The sequence below is a fragment of the Candidatus Magnetaquiglobus chichijimensis genome, assembly GCF_045865675.1.
Taxonomy (GTDB): Bacteria; Pseudomonadota; Magnetococcia; order Magnetococcales; family Magnetaquicoccaceae; genus Magnetaquiglobus; species Magnetaquiglobus chichijimensis.
In genome coordinates this window covers 22,642-41,984 of sequence record NZ_BAAFGK010000003.1, presented here as the reverse complement: position 1 = coordinate 41,984, position 19,343 = coordinate 22,642, and the positions used below count along the sequence as shown (strand labels likewise).

Annotated in this window: 18 protein-coding genes; 8 read left to right on the top strand and 10 right to left on the bottom strand. The window is 62.9% G+C overall.

Annotated features, from left to right (window positions below):
• Positions 1–148: 148 nt before the first annotated feature.
• The 4 genes from ACOY6C_RS04520 to ACOY6C_RS04505 all read left to right on the top strand — a co-directional run bounded on the left by ACOY6C_RS04520 (position 149) and on the right by ACOY6C_RS04505 (position 4,912).
• Positions 149–1,432, top strand: coding sequence for a GGDEF domain-containing protein (locus tag ACOY6C_RS04520; RefSeq protein ID WP_420904303.1), 1,284 nt, complete (start codon positions 149–151; stop codon positions 1,430–1,432).
• Between the two features lie 231 nt (positions 1,433–1,663).
• On the top strand, positions 1,664–3,019 hold the full coding sequence (locus ACOY6C_RS04515) for a GGDEF domain-containing protein (protein WP_420904302.1): 1,356 nt from the start codon (positions 1,664–1,666) through the stop codon (positions 3,017–3,019).
• Between the two features lie 109 nt (positions 3,020–3,128).
• Entirely contained in the window at positions 3,129–3,695 is a 567-nt protein-coding gene (locus tag ACOY6C_RS04510; protein WP_420904301.1) for an RDD family protein, read from the top strand.
• On the top strand, positions 3,695–4,912 hold the full coding sequence (locus tag ACOY6C_RS04505; RefSeq protein ID WP_420904300.1) for a TIGR03087 family PEP-CTERM/XrtA system glycosyltransferase: 1,218 nt from the start codon (positions 3,695–3,697) through the stop codon (positions 4,910–4,912). The genes ACOY6C_RS04510 and ACOY6C_RS04505 overlap by 1 nt, the downstream gene beginning before the upstream one ends.
• Positions 4,913–5,116: 204 nt before the next feature.
• Here the strand turns inward: ACOY6C_RS04505 and atpF are convergent, their stop codons facing one another.
• The 7 genes from atpF to dusB form a co-directional block, all read right to left on the bottom strand.
• Entirely contained in the window at positions 5,117–5,677 is a 561-nt protein-coding gene (atpF, locus tag ACOY6C_RS04500) for a F0F1 ATP synthase subunit B (protein ID WP_420904299.1), read from the bottom strand.
• Positions 5,677–5,904, bottom strand: a complete 228-nt coding sequence (atpE, locus tag ACOY6C_RS04495) for an ATP synthase F0 subunit C (RefSeq protein WP_420904298.1) — start codon at positions 5,902–5,904, stop codon at positions 5,677–5,679. The genes atpF and atpE overlap by 1 nt, the downstream gene beginning before the upstream one ends.
• 70 nt (positions 5,905–5,974) lie before the next feature.
• The gene (locus ACOY6C_RS04490; protein WP_420904297.1) at positions 5,975–6,766 is read right to left on the bottom strand and encodes a F0F1 ATP synthase subunit A; all 792 of its coding nucleotides are present in this window, start codon (positions 6,764–6,766) and stop codon (positions 5,975–5,977) included.
• Positions 6,767–6,786: 20 nt separating this feature from the next.
• Positions 6,787–7,107, bottom strand: coding sequence for an AtpZ/AtpI family protein (locus ACOY6C_RS04485; RefSeq protein ID WP_420904296.1), 321 nt, complete (start codon positions 7,105–7,107; stop codon positions 6,787–6,789).
• Entirely contained in the window at positions 7,104–8,621 is a 1,518-nt protein-coding gene (gene ntrC, locus ACOY6C_RS04480; protein ID WP_420904295.1) for a nitrogen regulation protein NR(I), read from the bottom strand. The genes ACOY6C_RS04485 and ntrC overlap by 4 nt, the downstream gene beginning before the upstream one ends.
• Positions 8,618–9,697, bottom strand: a complete 1,080-nt coding sequence (locus ACOY6C_RS04475; protein WP_420904294.1) for a two-component system sensor histidine kinase NtrB — start codon at positions 9,695–9,697, stop codon at positions 8,618–8,620. The genes ntrC and ACOY6C_RS04475 overlap by 4 nt, the downstream gene beginning before the upstream one ends.
• Positions 9,694–10,698, bottom strand: a complete 1,005-nt coding sequence (dusB, locus tag ACOY6C_RS04470) for a tRNA dihydrouridine synthase DusB (protein ID WP_420904293.1) — start codon at positions 10,696–10,698, stop codon at positions 9,694–9,696. The genes ACOY6C_RS04475 and dusB overlap by 4 nt, the downstream gene beginning before the upstream one ends.
• A gap of 299 nt (positions 10,699–10,997) precedes the next feature.
• Here dusB and yihA point away from each other — a divergent pair, with 299 nt between their 5' ends.
• On the top strand, positions 10,998–11,669 hold the full coding sequence (gene yihA / locus ACOY6C_RS04465) for a ribosome biogenesis GTP-binding protein YihA/YsxC (protein WP_420904292.1): 672 nt from the start codon (positions 10,998–11,000) through the stop codon (positions 11,667–11,669).
• A gap of 170 nt (positions 11,670–11,839) precedes the next feature.
• Here yihA and wecB read toward each other — a convergent pair whose 3' ends face one another.
• The 3 genes from wecB to ACOY6C_RS04450 all read right to left on the bottom strand — a co-directional run bounded on the left by wecB (position 11,840) and on the right by ACOY6C_RS04450 (position 16,022).
• Positions 11,840–12,952, bottom strand: a complete 1,113-nt coding sequence (gene wecB / locus ACOY6C_RS04460) for a non-hydrolyzing UDP-N-acetylglucosamine 2-epimerase (protein ID WP_420904291.1) — start codon at positions 12,950–12,952, stop codon at positions 11,840–11,842.
• 404 nt (positions 12,953–13,356) lie between these two features.
• Positions 13,357–15,591 (bottom strand): AsmA family protein, encoded by a 2,235-nt coding sequence (locus ACOY6C_RS04455; protein ID WP_420904290.1) that lies wholly within the window; start codon positions 15,589–15,591, stop codon positions 13,357–13,359.
• Between the two features lie 122 nt (positions 15,592–15,713).
• Positions 15,714–16,022 carry a (2Fe-2S) ferredoxin domain-containing protein gene (locus ACOY6C_RS04450; protein WP_420904289.1) on the bottom strand — a complete coding sequence of 103 codons (309 nt, stop codon included), beginning with the start codon at positions 16,020–16,022 and terminating at the stop codon, positions 15,714–15,716.
• A 433-nt stretch (positions 16,023–16,455) separates the two neighbouring features.
• Here ACOY6C_RS04450 and ACOY6C_RS04445 point away from each other — a divergent pair, with 433 nt between their 5' ends.
• From ACOY6C_RS04445 to dsrK, 3 genes are all read left to right on the top strand, one after another.
• Positions 16,456–16,791 carry a TusE/DsrC/DsvC family sulfur relay protein gene (locus ACOY6C_RS04445; RefSeq protein WP_420904288.1) on the top strand — a complete coding sequence of 112 codons (336 nt, stop codon included), beginning with the start codon at positions 16,456–16,458 and terminating at the stop codon, positions 16,789–16,791.
• 166 nt (positions 16,792–16,957) lie between these two features.
• Entirely contained in the window at positions 16,958–17,671 is a 714-nt protein-coding gene (locus ACOY6C_RS04440; RefSeq protein WP_420904287.1) for a respiratory nitrate reductase subunit gamma, read from the top strand.
• Positions 17,672–17,741: 70 nt separating this feature from the next.
• Positions 17,742–19,241 carry a sulfate reduction electron transfer complex DsrMKJOP subunit DsrK gene (gene dsrK / locus ACOY6C_RS04435; RefSeq protein WP_420904286.1) on the top strand — a complete coding sequence of 500 codons (1,500 nt, stop codon included), beginning with the start codon at positions 17,742–17,744 and terminating at the stop codon, positions 19,239–19,241.
• The last annotated feature ends 102 nt before the right edge of the window (positions 19,242–19,343 follow it).

Sequence of the window (19,343 nt, the reverse complement as noted above, 5' to 3'; positions counted from 1 at the left end):
CCGCCGCCGCGCCGGCACCGGTCGCGCCAAAACCCAAACCGGTGCCCCTGGATCCGGACGATCCATCGGCGCCTCCCCCTGCCCAGCACGAATCCAACGAATACGTGCTGCCGGTGGACCGACATCCCTGACGCCCGGAGGCAAGAGCGTGAACGCACACACCGCACGGGTTCTCGAACGGGTTCTGGTGCTGCTGGGCGCCAAGCCGCCCCATCTGGCCACGGCCCGCAAGCAACTGGATGATCTGATCGCCCTGCCCCCCTGCTCCGAGGAGAGCAGCGGCGCGCGCAAGGCGGTGGTGCATCTTTTCGACCGGCTGGCCCTGCCGGTGCTCGAAGGGCATCCGGAGACCCGGCTGGTGGCCGAGGGGTTGCGCGAGCGGTTGAACCAGAGCGGTTCGTTGAGCGGCGCCAAATCCCCTCTGGAAAAAGCCGCCGGTTGGATCCTCCGTCCCCCGCCGCTGGACGAGTCCCGCGAGGCGTTGCCCGCGACCCTCTCCGGGCGACTGTTGACCGCGTTGCGGCTGCACGGCGAGGCCCTCGCCGAGGTGGCCGGCGAGGCGAACCGTCTCGCCGACCGTCCGGCGGTCGCGGATCCGTGGCCCGAGATCGAGCTGTTGTTGCGGCGGGTGGCGGCCAATCGCGAACCTTTCCCCCCCACGCCGCTCGCGCGGGAACGCAAGGGTTTGCGGCAAGAGATCGTCCAGGGTCTGGAGGCGCTGCGCGCGGTGCATCCCTCCCACACCGAAGAACCGGAAGGACAACAATCGGATCTGGCTGCCCTGTTGCGACAGCGCGGCAAGGAGGCGCGGCAGAAGGCCCGTTCCCTGGCCGGGCGCATGGCGGACAGCAAGGCGATGGCCGAGCGGCTCAAGAGTCGGTTGCGGCAGTTGGAAGAGGCCGTGGGTCAGGCGCGCATCGAGGGGTTCATGGATCCCTTGACCGGCCTGCCGGACCGGTTTGCCTTCACCGCGCAATTGAAGCGGCATCTGGAGCGCGCCGTGCATCTGAACGAGCCGTTCTCGTTGGCGTTGTTGCATCTGCATGCGTTCGCGCCGCTCGTGGCCAAGCTGGGTCACGAGGGGGAGACCCGGTTGATGGATGGTCTGGTGCGGGAGATCCGTCGTCATCTGCGCGATGAGGAGTACTTGGCCCGGTTGAGCGTCGAGCGGTTGGTGATCCTGTTTCCGCGTTCGGATCAAAGTCGCGCCGATGTGGCGGTGCGGGATATCGAGGGGATGGTGGGACGGACCCAGTTCCTGTTGGACGAACGCGGCATCGAGCTGGAGGTCCATTGTGGCACCGTGGCGTTGGATCCGGGCATGAGCGGTCAGGAGATGTTGGAGTTGACCGATCGGGTGGCGGTGGTATCGCGGCGCGAAGGTGTGGCGCGGGAGCCAAAGCTGGAGCCGATGCGGGTTTGTCCGTGTTAGGTGGTGAGGCGTTGTAGAGCGATTTTTCGCAAAAAAACGCGAAAAATCGCTTCTCGTAAAAGCGCGCAAAAGGCATAAAGAAGAGTCCCAAGGGCTTCGCCCTTGGATCCCACCAGGGGCCATGGGCCCTTGGACCCCGCCAATCTATCGGAGTCCTGAATCGTTACAGCAACCCAAGGGCACCGTGGGGGTTCTGAATCGTTACATTGTCGCCAGACTGGGGACGAAACCATGAAATCCGAACGGTTGACCACCGAGTTGACCCGCATCCGCTCCCTGCTCGAAGAGCCGCGTCCCGACCTGCGCGGCGCCTTCATGGCCACCCGCGAACTTCTGACGCGCGGTCCCTGTCAACGAGAGCTGGAAGAGATCCGCGAGGCGGCCATCCTGATCCTGGAAAAACTCACCCTTTCCGCCCTGAACAGCGAACGCGACCGCCAGGTGCAGGTGAGTCGCCTGATCCGGGCGATCCGTCGCGTGGATCGACTCGACTCGGAAACCCTGCTGCCGATGATCGAGGAGATCGCTCCCTGGATCGCCGAGGCGGCTTTGCGGGGTGGACGACGCGAGCCGTTGCCGAACTTCGAACCCGAATTGATCACCGAGGCGTTGCGTGCCCTGGACGCCTGGGAGAACGGCGACGATCCGGACGAACCCCCACCGAACCTGGTCCTCTCCTCCGGGGGCGCCGAAACGCCGCTCAACATGCGCTGGCACGACCTCTATCGACGCCTGGGCCGGATCATCACCACCGAACACCGGGGAAGATCCTCCTGGGCGCGAGAGCGCAAGACGATCACCGAGGCGGTGGCCACATTGGGCGCCGATCTGGTGGAGGCTTCGGCGTTGATCGGTCGCAAGGATGGCGCCACCACAAGTTGGGCACACGGTCTGAGCGACGAGGTGTTGACGCGGCCCGAGGCGGTGATGGAGGCGTTGCTGGCCGAAGAGCAGGGTTACTGGGAACGGGTGACGGAACTCGAAGAGGCGTTGGCGCGCAGTCAGGCGGTGGTCGGCCAGTTCCAGAACCTGTTGCGGCGCGCCGAGAATGCCTTGATGGCCTCACGGGATGAGACCTTCGTCGATACGGCCACCGGGCTGCCGAACCGTTTTGCCTTTCTGGCCCGGTTGGCGCGGGAGATGGAGTCCGCACCGGGCGAAAAGAGCGCGCGAGATCCCTTTTCGGTGATCTTCATCCAGGTGGATGAGCATGTGGAGCTTACCCAGTCTTTGGGTCGCGACCGGGCAGCGCGCGTACTCACCGCTCTGGCGACCAGGCTGGCCCTTCTGCCTGGCCCGGAGGATTATCTGGCCCGCTGGAACGAAGAGAGCTTTGTCATTTTGAGTCCCGGTGCCGACGGACCCGTCGCCCTGGCAACGGCCAAGGCGATCCATGCCTCCCTGGCCCGTGAGCGCTATGAGCTGATCGATGCGTTGGTCACCTTGCGTCTGGGGGTGGGGGTGGTCGCCTGGCAGGCGGGTCTGGGTCTGACCGAGGAGCGTCTGCTGGCCCTGGCGGAGCTGGAGGCCAAAACGGCACTTGTCGATGGTTCCCTGCCGGTGCGGCTGGCTGATCCGAAGGGATGAGCGGTTTGACTTCCTGATGGCAGATGGTAACATCGGCAAGGAAGCGTTGTCGATCGACACGCTCCGTGAGCCCGATCGGATCCCCCCTTTTTGACGAGCCCGTAACATCATGTTTTGCACCCATTGTGGAACCAAAAACGAGTCGGATGCCAAATTCTGTACTCAATGCGGCGGCTTGATGGTCGCACCCGCGACCTCCTCCGTGACATCCCCAACCACGGAGATCCCCACGATCCGTTATGCCGGTTTCTGGTTTCGGGTACTGGCATCCCTGGTCGATACGCTGCTTTCCCAGATCGTGACCATCGCGCTCGCCTTTCCTCTGGGCTTTGCCCTGGGCGCATCCCTGGCCGAAAGCCATACGCAGGACGAAATCATCTCCATCGCCGGAGTGAGTGGCTATCTGTTGGGAATCCTGGTGAACTGGCTGTGGTTCACGGTGGGGGAGTCCTCCCACTGGCAGGCATCCCTCGGCAAAAAAATGTTCGGTCTGCAGGTTACCGATGAACAGGGGCAACGCATCGGTTTTGGCCGCGCGAACGCGCGTTACTGGTCCAAGATCCTTTCTGTGCTGTTGTTGTTCATCGGTTTCATCATGGTGGCCTTCACGAAGAGAAAGCAGGGGCTGCACGACAAGATTGCCGACACCCTGGTCATTCACCGTCCGGCCTCTTGATGGACGAGCTGCTCTTTCTCGCCCACCGCATCCCCTACCCGCCGCGCAAGGGAGACAAAATCCGCTCTTATCACCTGTTGCGCGCCCTGACGACCCGGTATCGGGTCCATCTGGGGGCCTTCATCGACGATGAGGCGGACCGGGAGCACGCCGGAACCGTGGCCGGCCTGTGTGGCGGCGAGACCTGTCTGGTCCGGCTCGATCCCCTCACCACCAAACTGCGCGCCTTGAAAGGGCTGCTCACCGGTCAGGCGCTCACCCTCCCCTATTACGACCATCCGCACATGCGCGCCTGGGTCGCATCCCTCCTGAAACGCCATCCGATTCGCCGGGTGGTGGTCTATTCGGCAGCCCCGGCCCAGTTCATCCTCGATTGCGACCCGGCGATCCGACGGGTGATCGACTTCGTGGATGTGGATTCCGCCAAGTGGGCCGCCTATGCCGAACAGCGACGTGGCTGGACCCGCTGGCTTTACCGGCGCGAGGCGCGACTGCTTCTCGAGGCCGAGCGCGCCATGGCCATGCGGTGCGATGCGGCGTTGTTCGTCAGCGCCCCGGAAGCGGCGTTATTCGGGCAGTTGGCGCCCGAGTGCGCCGGCAAGACCGGCTATTGGGAAAATGGGGTGGATCTGGACCATTTCTCACCCGTCCGCGACTATCCGAACCCCTATCAGCCGGACGACCTGCCCCTGGTCTTCACCGGTGCCATGGACTACTGGCCGAACGTGGATGCCGTGACCTGGTTTGCCCGCGAGGTGTTCGGCGCGATTCGGTCGCGGGAGCCGCGCGCCCGTTTCGTGATCGTGGGAGGTCGGCCCGTGCCGGAGGTTGTGCGCCTTCAGGGGGTGTCCGGGGTCACGGTGACCGGTCATGTTCCGGATGTGCGGCCTTGGATCGTCTGGTCCAAGGCGGCGGTGGCGCCGTTGCGCATTGCCCGCGGGGTTCAGAACAAGGTGCTGGAGGCCATGGCCATGGCACGTCCGGTGTTGGCCACCTCGCAGGCCATGGAGGGGATTCGGCATGACGCCCGGTTGCGGCGTTGGGTGGCGGACTCTCCGGAGGAGATGATCGACAAGGGGTTGGCGTTGTTGGCGAACGCGGACGGTGGGGAGTGTGGGCGGTTGGGTCGGGAGATGGTGGAACGACAATATCGTTGGACGGACAATCTGGCCCGTGCCCTGGCGGTGGTGGCGGGTGGACAGACGGATGGCGGCTGATCACGGTCGCCGGGGACATCCGTGGCGACCTCTGGATTCATCAGACCGGTTCGCTCTGGATTCATCAGACCGACCTGATCAAAAAAAGCCTGGTGGAACGCATCCACCAGGCTTTTTTTCCTTTCCCCAAACGGGAGACGACTGACCGCCCCGAGGACGGGCAGATCGTAACCTCCCGCTGGGAAAAGCTCTAAAGAGAACGGATCAGTGCAACTGAGACTGTTTCCCGAGCTGCGTCACCGCCTCCTGAACCATGCGATTGGCATCCTTGGCGTTGATCGATTTGGCGATCAGCTTCTCTGCGGCCAACATCGACAGATCCACCGCGGCGTCGCGCACCTCTTCCATCGCCTTCTGTTTGGCCTGTTCGATCTCCAGCAGGGCGGCGTTCTTCTTTTTGGCAAGCTCCTTGTTAAGCTCCTCCAACGCCTGCTCGCGATAGCGATTGGCCTCCTGACGCGCCTCGTCCAGGGTTTGGGCCGCCACCTGACGGGCCGCCACCAACTGACCCTGATAGTTCAACAACAACCGCTCCCCCTCCTTGCGCGAGGCTTCGGCCTTTTGCAAGTCATCGGCGATGCGACTGGCGCGGCTGTCCAGAATGGTGATGATCGGCGGCAGCACGTACTTCTTGAGCAGAAACATCAGCAAGAAGAACGACACCACGGTCCAGAAGATCTGGGACTCGAACACACTGGGCTCGAATTGCGGCAAGCCCGACGACGCGGCGGCGCCCCCCGCCGAGGCATGCGCCGAGGCAATCATCAGCCTTTACCCATGATGATGAAGGCCAGAACCAGACCATAGAGGGCGATGGCTTCGACGAACGCGGCACCGATCCAGACATACTTGGAGAGCTGACCCTCCGCGCTCGGCTGCCGCGCGAAGGCTTCGATGGCCTTGCCGAACATGTAACCCAGTCCGATACCCGCGCCACCCAACCCCGTGGCGGCCAAACCCATTCCGATAAAAGAAGCGGGAAGGCTTTCCATGATTTTATCTCTCCTCATGCCAACGCAAAAAAAACGGATCCAAGGGACAAAATAACCTCACATCGCCGATTCAGTGCATGTGCAGAGAATCGTTGATGTAGACACACGTCAGGATGGTGAAGATGTAGGCCTGGATGAATCCGATGAAGATCTCCATGCCCGTGAAGACCACCGTGAAGCCGAACGGCAGCCAGGCGCCGAACCACTCCAGGGTGGCGGTGAAGAAGAACAACACGCCCAATACCGTGTGACCGGCGGTCATGTTGGCGAACAGACGCACCGACAGGGAGACCGGACGGGCGAGAAAGGAGATGATCTCGATGGGAACCATCAGGGGGAGCAGGGCCGGCGGCAGGCCATGAGGCACGAAGAAGCTCAAGAAATGCCAGCCGTGATGCAGGGCGCCGAGGAAGATGCAGAAACCGAAGATCCCCAATGCCAGGGTACCGGTGACGATCAGTTGCGAGGTCACGGTGAACGAACCGGGGATCAGGCCGGTCCAGTTGCAGAACAGGACGAAGAAGAAGAGGGTGAAGATGATCGGGAAGAATTTTTTTCCTTCGTGGCCGATGATCTCGTTGATCATGGTATCCACGAACAGATAGGCGGCTTCGGCCACGCTCTGGAGACGTCCGGGGACCAGGGTGGGATTTTTCAGCGCCAGGTGGAAGAGTCCGATGACCACGCCCACGACGATCCACATCCACAGGACCGAATTGGAGATGGAGATGTCCAATCCGAGCGGGGTGATGTTGAGGTAGTTGACCACCTGGAAATGGTGCAGCGGATCCATTTTCGGGGCGGTGTTTGCCACTTCTTGGGCAGCCCCGGCATGCGCGGCGGCGATGAGCGATAAATCCATGGACGCTTGGCCTCCATTGTCTACGATCTGGGTGGTTCCTCCGGGCGATTCGCGTCGCGGATCGTCTCCCCCCGGCCTATTCCCTCCCTACCGGGAGGATCCTGCGTGGCAATGCGATACATATTCCGGAAGCCGGCGGCCAGACCGAACATGAAGAAGAGAACGGTCAGCCACGGCCTGGTGTTGAACCAGTAGTCAAGCAGATACCCGATACCCCCACCTACGAACACCGCAGATACCAGTTCGGTGCTCATGCGCATGCCCATGCCCAAGCCCAAGCCTTGCGGCGCGCCACGCCCGGTATCGCGCTTGGGGATCTCCGGTGGTGTGCGGTGCATCATACTAGTAAAGACCCGTTTTCCGTGTCAAGGTCTGACTCGGCGCCAGACACGTTTTCCATTCGGGATTCCTGAATTTTTTTGCGCAACGTATTCCGGTTGATGCCGAGCATGCGCGCGGCCTTGACCTGATTACCGCGGGTTTCGCGCAGCACCCGTTCCAGCAGCACCCGTTCCACCCGTCCCATGATGGCGTCGTGGAGATCATCGGGTTCCCGACCGGGATGGACGGCCAGATACTGGGTGATCGCCTGTTCCACCGCCGTTTCCAGGGTGACCGGTTCGCTTTCGCCGCCGGTGACCGCAGGCGTCGCGCCAGGAGGCGCGCCGCCGGGAGAGCCGACCCGCTTGCCGGCTGAATTGGGCAGTTGCAGGTACTCCGGATGGATCAGCACCCCGGGCGTGAGGGCCATCAGCCGGTAGATCAGGTTCTCCAGCTCGCGCACGTTTCCCGGCCAGTCGTAGGCCATGAGCCTCTCCAGGCTCTGCGGGGTGAACCGCTTGGGCGGGAGGTTCATCTGCCGGGCGGCGCGGGCCAGGAAGAACTCGGCCAGCACCGGAATATCCTCCAGACGGGAGCGCAGCGACGGGACATGCAGCGGGGTGACGTTCAGGCGGTGGTAGAGATCCTCGCGAAACCGTCCCGCGGCGATGGCCGCCGGCAGATCCTGATGGGTGGCGGCGATGATGCGCACGTCGGCGCGCAAGGTCTCCGAGCCGCCGACGCGGGTGAAGGCACCGTTCTGCAACACCCGCAGCAGCCGGGTCTGGGCCTCCAGCGGCATGTCGCCGATCTCGTCGAGCAGCAAAGCCCCCTCGCGGGCCCGTTCGAAATGACCGACATGACGGGCGATGGCGCCGGTGAAGGCCCCCTTCTCGTGACCGAACAGTTCGCTTTCGATGAGATTGGCCGGAATCGCCGCCATGTTCACGGCAATGAACGGGCCGTTGCGGCGCGGACTGTTGGCGTGGACCGCGCGGGCGATCAGCTCCTTGCCGGTGCCCGATTCGCCGTGGATCAGCACGGTCATCTCCGAGTTGGCCAGACGACCGATGGTGCGGAACAGCTCCTGCATGGCCCGCGAGGCGCCGATCACCCCGCCGAAACGGTCCATTTCGCGGGCCGGATCCCGCGGCGCGGCCCGTTGGGTCTGTTCCAAGGCGCGCTGCACCAGCTCCACCACCTGATGGATGTCGAACGGCTTGGCCAGATACTCGAACGCGCCCCCCTCGAAGGCCTGCACCGCGTGACGCAAAGTGCTCTGGGCGGTGATGACGATCACCGGCAGCCACGGGCGACTGGCCTTTAAGGTTTTCATCACGTCCAGGCCCGATCCGCCGGGCATCATGATGTCGGTGATCACCAGATCCCCGGCCCCGTTGGCCGCGAAGTCGAGCAGCGCCCGACCCGACTCAAAGGCACGCACCGTGAAGCCGGCGCGGGTCAGGGCCTGTTCCAGCACAAAGCGTACCGCGCGGTCGTCATCGGCCACGAGAATGGTACGTATGCCGCTCATGGCGACCCAACCGGCAGCAATACGCGAAAAATGGTATTTCCGGGCATGCTCTCCATCTCCATCTGACCGCCATGGGCCTGGATGATCTTCTGGCTGATCGACAGTCCCAATCCCGTGCCGCTCGCCTTGGTGGAGACGAACGGCAGAAAGATCCGTTGACGCATCTCCTCGGGGATGCCCGGACCGTTATCACGCACCTCGACCTCGATGTGGCGGCGCCGGCGTCCCTGTTCCATGCGGGTGCGTTGTGAAAAGCGGGTCAGGATGCGCACCTTGCCATCGGGTCCGGCGGCCTGCATGCCGTTCTTGACCAGATTCAGGAACAGCTGGATCAACTGATCCCGATCCCCGCGCACCGGGGGCAGCGACGGATCGTAATCGGCGATCGGCGCCGGGCGTTCACCGGAGCTGATGCACACCCGTCCCACATGATCGAGGATTTCGTGGATGTTCAGATCCTTTTCGCGCACCAGCTGTTTTTCGGCCAGCCCCAACAGATCGTCCAGCAGACGGCTCACCCGATCCACCTCGGAGCGGATCAGCTCCACGCAGGCGGCATCCGCTCCGCTGGCCCGTCCTTCCAGCAACTGGGCGGCGCCGCGGATCCCGGCCAGGGGATTTTTCACCTCGTGGGCCACGGTCATGGCCAGATCGCCCAGGGAGTCGAGGGCATCGTGAATCCGTTTGCCCTCTTCGATGCGCTCGGTGGCGCCCACCTCCTCCATCTGCAACATCGCCCCCATCCAGGCTCCATCCGGGGTGTGCAGCGGAACCGCCGTCAGGGCCACGGCCACGGTCCGTTCCGGAGAGGGGTTGAGGCGCGCGTCGCGAATCCGGCAGGGGGTGTTGAGGGCGCGGGCGCGGGTCAGAAGATCCATGGCCACCGGATGACCGGGAAGCAGGGCCTCCAGCCGCACGCCGATCAGCCGACCGCGTGGTTTGCCCAACAGTTTTTCCGCGGCGTCGTTGACCGCGCGCACCACGCCGGCGGCATCCACGCCCACCACGCCCAGGGTCATCTGATCCCAGAGCGACACGGGCGTGAAGAATCCTTCGCGATCCGGGGGGGTTCTCATGCCGCCCGTTCCGCCGCCTGATCGAGAAATTCCCGCAACATGGTCAAGACTGCCTCCGGATGAGGTGCGTGATTGATCCGATCCCGAAACGCGGCTCCGTCCGGATACCCGCGCGTGAACCATCCCAGGTGCTTGCGTGCCAACAAGTGTCCGCTTCTCGGGCCATGGTGGGCGATCATCGCATGAAAATGATCGATGATCACGGCACCCCGTTCCGTCAGCGAAGGCGGCGCGCCCGGCGCGCCACAAGCCAGATACCGGGCGACCTGTTCAAACAGCCAGGGACGTCCAAGCGCGGCACGTCCGATCATGATGCCATCCACGCCCGTATTTTTCCACCATTTTAATGCCAACTCCGGGGATGTCACATCCCCGTTGCCGACCACCGGGATCGACACCGTGGTCTTGATCGCGCCGATCGCCTCCCAATCGGCCATGCCGGAGTACATCTGCGCGCGGGTGCGGCCATGCACGGTGAGCATGCGCATGCCCGATTCCTGGGCGATGCGGGCCATGGTCTGGCCATTGCGGCTGTTGTCGTCCCACCCCAGGCGGATCTTGACCGTCACCGGCACCTTGACCGCCGTGACCACCGCCTCCATGATCCGCGCGGCGAGCCGTTCGTCGCGCAGCAGGGCGGCCCCCGCGCCGGTTCCGACGATCTTTTTCACCGGGCAACCCATGTTGATGTCGATGATCTCCGCGCCCAGATCTTCCTGCATGCGTGCCGCCTCGGCCATGGCCACCGGATCGGCCCCGGCGATCTGCACCGCCAGGGTGGCATCCGGGGTGGCCCCTTGCGACATTCTCAGACATTTGGCGATGCCGCGGATCATCGCCTGGGAGGCGATCATCTCCGAGACGGTCAGATCCGCGCCGTAACGGGTGGCCAGGGCGCGAAACGGCGCATCGGTCACGCCGGCCATGGGCGCCAGCAAAAGGGGTGGCGTGCCGTTGGTGCGGGGTGCGAAAAGTCGTTCCACGGGATCGGAGAGGGTCATTCCGAAAACGTGCTCCCTTCAAAGAATATCGTAACCATGTCAGCCCCCCCATCATGCAAGTTGCAGGAGGGTTAGGGGGTTCTCCATGCACAAGTTGCAGGGGACGGAGAACCGCAAGATCCCCGGCTTAAGTGCGGAGACAAAGCATCCCGAATGCAGGGGGCCTGAATCGTTGCACAGTCAACGAACAACTCAAAACCAAAATCCCGGCGGCTCTGACCTCCGCCGGGGGAGATAATCTCCCCCAGTCTCCCATGACACTTTGTCAACCACCTGGGCCGAATGATACCATCTCCCCCATGAACACACCCGACCCCACACACATCATCACCGGCTCCGATCCCACCATCACCAGCCCAGCACCCACCCCCCTGGCCGGTCACCCGGCCCAATTTCTCGTCGGCGCCGTATCGCGTCACCAGTTCCCCCCCGACGACCTGCCCGAGGTGGCCTTCGCGGGCCGCTCCAACGTCGGCAAATCCTCGCTCTTGAACCGCCTGCTCAACCGCCGCAACCTGGCACGGGTCAGCCGCACGCCAGGCCGCACCCGCGAGATCAACTTCTTCGCCATCCGCGAACAGGCCCGCTTCGTCGATCTGCCCGGATACGGCTATGCCGCCGTGGGACGCGATCAACGCCTGGTCTGGGATCGGGTCGCCGAGTCCTATTTCAAGGAACGACGCTGCCTGCGCGGGGTGATCCTGCTGATCGACCTGCGCCGGGGTCTGCTGGAGTCGGACCTGGAGCTGATCGCCTACCTGGAAACGCGCGGCATCGGTTTTCTGCCGGTTGCCACCAAGATCGACAAACTCAACGCCAATCCACGCCGCCAGTCCCTCGTCACCCTGGAAAAAAGCCTCAAGGAGCAAACCAAACTGGCCATGGCCCCACCCCTGGCGGTCTCCTCCCTGGACGGCACCGGCATCCCCACCCTCTGGGAACAGCTGGAACGGATCCTGGCTGCGGCGTGACCCAATCCCTTATTCCAGAGCGCTCCTGTATCTGCATTCTTAAACGTGCATGATGGGGGGAGAACCCCCTCACCCCCCGTACCGTGGACCTCCTGACGGGAGGTTCCACGGTAAACGTGCATGATGGGGGGAGAACCCCCTCACCCTCCATCATGCACGTTCCCGATCCTTCAACAATCCGGTTCCCCATAAAGCCGCTCCAGAATCGCCACGATGCGCGCACCCGTGCGTCCGTCCCACAACTCCGGGATCGCCCCTTTTTTCCACTTTCCAGCGAACAAGCGCTCCAAGGCCGGCGGTATCGCCCGTGGATCGGTGCCCAACAGCTCGTTGGTACCCATGGTCACGGTCTCCGGGCGCTCGGTGGTGTTGCGCAGGGTCAGACACGGCACCCCCATCACCGTGGTCTCCTCGGTGATGCCGCCGGAATCGGTGATCACCGCCTTGGCGTGACGCGCCAGATGATTGAACTCCAGATAGGGTTGCGGCTCGACCAGGATGAGGTTTTCCGGAAGCCCGGCCAACCCGCGCAAGGTCCGATCGGTGCGGGGATGGACCGGAAAGATCACCGGCAACCCCCGCGCCCCCGCGCCGATGGCCGCAAGCAGGGCAGAGAGCGACGCCTCCCCATCCACATTGGCCGGACGGTGCAGGGTCAACAACAGATAACCGCCGGCCTCAAGGCGATGTTCATCCCAGAACGGTGGCGGGCGCAGGCGGGACAGATTGGCCAGCAAGGTATCGATCATGGTGTTGCCCACGAAGAAAATCCGCTCCTCGGGAACACCCATGCGGCGCAGATTGTCGTTGGCCACGCCGCTGGTGGTGAAAAAGTGGTTGGTGATCGCGTCCGTGACCATGCGGTTGATCTCCTCGGGCATGGTCCAATCCCCGGAACGGATCCCCCCCTCGACGTGGGCCACCGGAATGCGGAGCTTCTGGGCGGCAATCGCGCAGGCCATGGTGGAGGTGACATCCCCAACCACCACGCACAACACGCTCGGCGCTTCCAACAGCAGCCGCTCGTAACGGGTCATGATCGCCGCGGTCTGTTCGGCCTGGGTGCCGGAACCCACCTCCAGGTTGACATCCGGGGCCGGGATGTTCAGCTGGGTGAAGAACTCCCCGGACATGCGCGCGTCGTAGTGCTGACCGGTATGCACCAACCGGTGCCGCAGACGCGCTTCGCCCGGCGCCCGGTTCAGCAGGGCGTGCAGGATCGGCGCGATCTTCATGAAATTGGGTCGCGCGCCGGCGATGATGTCGATCAGGGGCGGGATCATGGCAAAGGCATCCAGGCTTTCAACACGAAAAATCACTTACCACGGAACTCCCAAGGGAAGTCCATGGGTAACTATTCACCACCCCTTCATGCAAATTCACATTCCCCCGTTTCCCTGCGGTCAACGGGGGAATGTACAAAGGACGGTGCGCGCTTGCGCACTTTTCGCAAAAACCGCGAAAAATGCTTATCGTAAAAGCGCGCGAAAGGCCAAGTCAACGTCATAAAAGCCAAACCTCAGGGCTTCGCCCCGAACCCCGCCGGGGGCGATAATCGCCCCCGGCCCCCCGTAACAGAGGGGGACCTGAATGGTTACAAAATCGATTCGTGCTTCTCAAATTGCTGCGCAATTTGGCAGGCCATGAATGGCCCGCGTCGGCTGTCTGGCATGTGCCAAACAGCCTCTCACTCCTTGGTGGGCGTACCGGTCGGCGGACTCACGCGGGAGAAATCGACCGTGCCCGGCTCGAACCGTTTGATGGCGTCGAACGGGCCGCGCAGCGTCCACGGCTGGGTCAGACCCTGATACCGTTCGACATCGATCGCCACCCCGCGCACGGCGGTGGTCACATCGACGTTCAAGGCGGCTTCCACCTGCCGTTTGGCGCAATCCACCTCGCCGGAGCCGGTCGCCAACAGATCCGGGCCGGTGACCTTGAGATCGGTGATGCGCGCCTTGCCGTCGCCGAGGCGAACCGTCGCGTCCAAACCGCTGAAAGCGGTCTCGTCGGCCCCGGAGGCCGGAGCCCTTTGCCGGATGAACTGGGCATGGGCCTGACGCGCCTTGCCGACCAGATCCAGCCCGGTGACCACCCCTTCCGCCACCTCCAGGCCGATCTCGCCCTCCAGGGCACGCCACATCGCCGGCCGCTCCCGGCCACGGGTGGCCAGGCGGGCCCGCCAGCCCCCCTTGCCATCGATACCGCTCCAACCGAACCCCTCTTTCAGCAGCGGTCCGACGCGAATCCCCTCGGCCTGCTGCTCGATCCGGATCACCGGCTCCTCACCGCGTTGATCGATCTCGACCACCGTGCGCATCCGGCCTTCATGCGCGCCAAACGTAACGGGATCGATGCGCATCACCCCATCGCTGGCCGCGAGAAGCAGATCCAGATCGGTCAACTCCCCCTTGGGGGTGATCAGACGACCGGCCAGGAATCGACCCTCCACCCGCCAGTCACGCGCCGGCATGGGCCACCCCTCCGCGCCGCTCTCGGCCTTGACCCCGCCGGAGAGCAGCGGCACGAAGCGGGTCAAATCCAGACTGTCCACCCGTCCATCGAAGCGCAGCCGTGTTTCATCCACCGACCACGCCGCAGAGCCGGTCAGATGGCTGTCATCCACACCCACCTCCAGGCGCGGGATCCGCCAGGTTCCGTCCTTGATTTCAAAAGCCATCTCGGCCTCGGCGCCGGCGCACACCTTGCCATCCGCGGGGGCGGGTATCGTCCGTCCCAGGGCGATCAACAGCGCCCGAAAATCGAAACGTCGCGCCTCCAGGCTCCCCTCGATCAGCAGGGGTCGCGCCGCGGCGCGCATGTCGCCGTTCACCTTCAAACCCGCCGGCCCTTCGATCTCCAGGTTGTCCAGATCCAGAACGTGGCGCGAGGGATCGGCGCTCAGATCGGCTCGGACCAGCGCCCGCACCCCGGCGGGTGGGAGGGAATTGGCCTTCAGGAGCAGGTTGAGCCGCGCCTGGGGCGCGGCCAGACGACCGGAGCTCAGATCCATCTCCATGCCGCCCTGGAAACCCAGGGTCAACTCGCGCATCCACTCGGCATCCGACCAAAGGTTGGCGTTGAGTTCCACCCGCGACCAGACCGCCTGCCGGGCCTGCGGATCCAGGATCAATTCGGCCTGGAGTCCGGCCTTGACCTCCTTGACCATGCCGTTGACCACCCCGGAAGCAAGCTGAAGGGTCAACCCCTCGATGCCGATCCGGCCTTGGGAGAGAGGACGCAGCTGGGCTTTCATCTCCAGGCGACCGTTGCTGCCATGCCCGGCCTCCAGAAAACGGCTCGAACCGGTCACGGTGACCGGTCGGCCCGGATGGATCGGCCCGGTCTTGAAGGCCCACGGTTCGAGCTTGAGATCCAGGCCGGCCTGCCGATCATGCCAAAAGAGCGTGGCCTGGGCGATTTCGATGCCGCCGATGGACATCCCCAGCAGACGGTCGAGCAGGGAGGCGGGATGGGCCGCCGGTTCCGTGTCGCCGGTCTTTCCCCCCGGATGCGGAGAGGCCAGGAGTGCCGACCAGTTGGAGCGTCCATCCGCCAAGGTGGAGAGGCGCAACCGCAGACCGGTCAGTTCCGCGCGATCCATCTCCACCCGACCGGAGAGCAACGGCATGAATTTCACCCCCATCGCCAGGCTGCGCGCCTCGGCCATCGGCTCGACGCCGAACGCCGGATCCTCCTCCAGGGAGAGGTCGCGCAGAATCAGTTCCAGGCTCGGGAAAAAGGCCAGGCCGACCTCGCCGTGAATGGTCAGCGTCCGACCGGTGGCGTTCTTGACCAGCGCGCCGATCGGCGCCCGGAGCTGGTTGGGATGCACCAGCACCGGCACGGCGACAAGCAGGATCATCACCAGACCCGCCAGGCCCGCCGTCACCCGAAAAACACGTTTCAGGGTTGGATTCATCCCCTCACCCCCGCCCGACATGCTCACCCGGATGGCCGCCCGGTTCGCCTACATGATCCGCAACCGTTTCACCGGTTCGCCGGTTCGCCCTACATGATCCGCAACCGTTTCACCGGTTCGCCCTACATGATCCGCAACCGTTTCACCGGTTCGCCGCTCACAAGATGGGTGTCGAAGATCTCCGCGACATCCTTGGGCTTCACCCCGCCATACCAGACCCCGTCCGGATAGACCACCACGGTCGGTCCCTTGTCGCACGGCCCCATGCAGAAGGTGCCGGTCACCATGATCTGTTCGAACAGACCGCGCTTCTCGATCTCGCCGGCGATCGCCTCGTAGACCGAACCTGCCCCGGCGCCGCCGCACGAGCCGCGCGGATGGCCCGGCGGACGCTGATTCATGCACACGAAGAGATGATGCTTGAGTTTCATCGCGTCAATTTCCTCTCTGGGTAAAAAAAAACGGTTCATGTTCAATGGGGGTTGATTTTGGGTGCCAAATCCCTGAAAGTCAATCAAAAGAGATTTTGTCCAAGCGCGTGGGCGTTCCCAATGGATTCCAGGAGCGACTCCCCAACCGGAGCGAAAATGGCGGTGCGTGGATTGGGACTTGCTGTTTTGGAGAATCATGATATGCTAATGTTCGAATCGATCATACGCAAGACGCGAAAGCGATAAATATAACTTTTTTAAATTTTTCAACCGTATCCGCCGCGAATCGCCTTTGGTCCCAGACCACGGCGCGACGCGGCGTTATCGATCCAACCGGGTCACGACTCCCCCGACTGGATCCAGAATGGTTCAGATATTCTTTGTCCGCGAAATGTTTCGCCCCCTTTCATCGCACGTTTGAGGAGATGTCATCATGCCGAGTTTTGAACTGAACGGCCGCACCTACGAGACCGACGAGGACGGTTACCTGGCCAACCTGACCGACTGGAGTCAGGATGTCGCCGGTTATCTCGCCAAGACCGAAGGCGTGGATATGTCCGAGTCCCACTGGGAAGTGGTCAATTTCCTGCGCGAGTACTATGACGAGTACAAAATCGCCCCGATGATCCGCATCCTCACCAAGGCCATCGGCAAGAAACTCGGCAAGGAAAAAGGCAACACCAAATACCTGTACGACCTCTATCCGGGCGGACCCGCCAAGCAGGCCTGCAAAATCGCTGGACTCCCGAAGCCGACCGGCTGCGTGTAATCCCAGGATCGGGCCACACCCCAAAAAAGATCATCAACCGTCCGGGCGCTTTTTTTTTCAAGCACCATTCGGACGGCGTCGAGATGGTTGCCGATCCATGGATCACGGATTGGATCGGCAACCCATTTCCAAGCCTCATCCCTTTTCTTGACATGGGGAAAGCCGGATGTTGACCTTCCTCGCCTATATTGTTCTGGCCATCTTCGTTCTCGGTTTCGCAAGCCGGATTTTCGTTTACGCCCGCTCCCCCGCGCCGCTCAAAATCGCCACCACGCCGGCTCCGACCACCCTGCCGGGTGTCGCCTGGCGGCTCTGCACCGAGGTCTTTTTCTTCAACAGCCTCTTCAAGAGCGACAAACTGGCCTGGGCCGGTGGCTTGGCCTTTCACGGAGCCATGGCCGTGGTGCTGATCCGGCATCTGCGCTATTTCGTCGATCCCCTGCCGGCCTTCGTCGGGCCGTTGCAGATCTTCGGCATCGTGGCCGGCATCGTCATGGCGGGGGCCCTGGCCTTCCTGCTGTTGCGCCGTCTGGTCTTCCAGCGGGTCAAGCACATCTCTTCCAAGGCCGATTATCTCTTCCTGGCGCTGCTTCTGGCCATCGCCGGATCCGGCCTGCTGATGGATTTCGCATTGCGTCCCAACATCGTGGCCATCAAAAGCCACCTGCTGACCATGTGGAGTTCCGTGACCGGTCTGCCGCCGCTCAACTCCGCGGGGGATGTGATGTTCCTGTTGCATCTGCTGCTGGTCGGCCTGCTTCTGGTGGTCTTCCCCTTCAGCAAGCTGATGCATGCCGGCGGGATCTTCTTCAGCCCGACGCGCAACCAGGTGGACAACCCCCGGGAAAAGAAACACGTCAACCCCTGGGCGGAACCGTGACCTGATTCGGGATCGCAACGGCTCGTCTTCATGATTTGGATGATCGCAACCTTTTTTCAGGAGTTCTCGCGTGGCTGACTATCATGTTCCCGTTGTCGGGGATGACATCAAGACGCCTGATCTGAAAACCGGCACCATGGCGCATCTGGCCCCTTATCCGGCCACGGCCAAACATATGGATCCCATGGGTTTTCCTGGCGAACGGGTGGAAAACTGGCAGCAAAAGGGCATCGAGAAGCTCGGTGAATTGCTCAAGAAGTACCGCTCCTTGCAGGTCTATCTGGACATCTGCGTCAAGTGCGGCGCCTGCACCGACAAGTGCCACTACTATCTGGGCACCCAGGACGCCAACAACATGCCGGTGCAGCGCGCGGAGTTGATGCGCAGCGTCTATCGCCGCTACTTCACCCCGGCGGGCAAGATGTTTCCGGGGCTGGTGAATGCGGTCGATTTCGACGAAGAGACCCTCAACAAGTGGTTCACCTATTTCCACCAGTGTTCCCAGTGTCGGCGTTGTTCGGTCTTCTGTCCGTTCGGGATCGACACCGCCGAGATCACCATGGCCGCTCGCGAAATCATGAACGCCATCGGCGTGGGCCACAAGTATTCGGTGGAAATCATCGGCAAGGTCCATCAGATCGGCAACAACCTCGGCATCCCGAAACCGGCCTTGAAGGGAACCCTCGAGTTCCTCGAAGAGGAGATCCTGGACACCACCGGTCACGACGTGCGCATCCCCCTGGATCAGGAGGGCGCCGACGTGCTGTTGGTCGCTCCTTCCGCCGACTTCTTCAGCGAGCCGCACATCCAGTCCCTGATGGGCTATGCCAAGGTGTTCCATCAAGCCGGCATCTCCTTCACGATCAGCTCCTATGCCTCGGAAGCGGCCAACTTCGGCATGTTCATCGGCTCGTATGAGCAGCAAAGAAAGATCGCCAAGAGGGTGGTCGAGCAGGCCCGCGCCTTGAAGGTCAAGCGCCTGGTGGTGGGCGAATGCGGACACGCCTGGCGTGTGGCCTACGCTTTCTGGAACACCCTGAACGGTCCGTTCGATTTCCTGGATCCCCGTTATCCGGCTCCGCAGCACATTTGCGAGTTCACCCACGATCTGCTCGGCCGGGGCGCCCTGACTCTCGACAAGGAGGCCAACGATCCATACCGGGTCACCTTCCACGATTCGTGCAACGTGGCGCGCGCCACCCGCATGGGACCAAAGGCGGGCGGGCAGTTCGAGATTCCGCGTGATCTGATTCGCGCCAGTTGCAACCATTTCGTGGACATGGACGAAGACACCATTCGCGAGAAGACCTTCTGTTGCGGCGGTGGTGGGGGATTGTTGACCGACGAGTTGATGGATCTGCGCATTCGCGGGGTGCAACCGCGCGTCACCGCCTTGAAGCGGGTGATGGAGAGCGACAAGGTTAACTTCATGGCGTTGATCTGTGCCATCTGCAAAGCCCAGTTCACCAAGGTGTTGCCCATGTATGGAATTCCCATGGAGATGGTGGGTGGGGTGCATCAATTGGTGAGCAATGCGATTCAGTTGGGTGCCAAAAAGGGTGTGGTGTAGCAAAACAGCGTAACGATTCAGGCTCCCCACTCTTGCAGGAATTCTCAACCTTCCAACGCGGTTCTCACCGCCGAAAGCCCGACACATGAGCCGAAACGACGG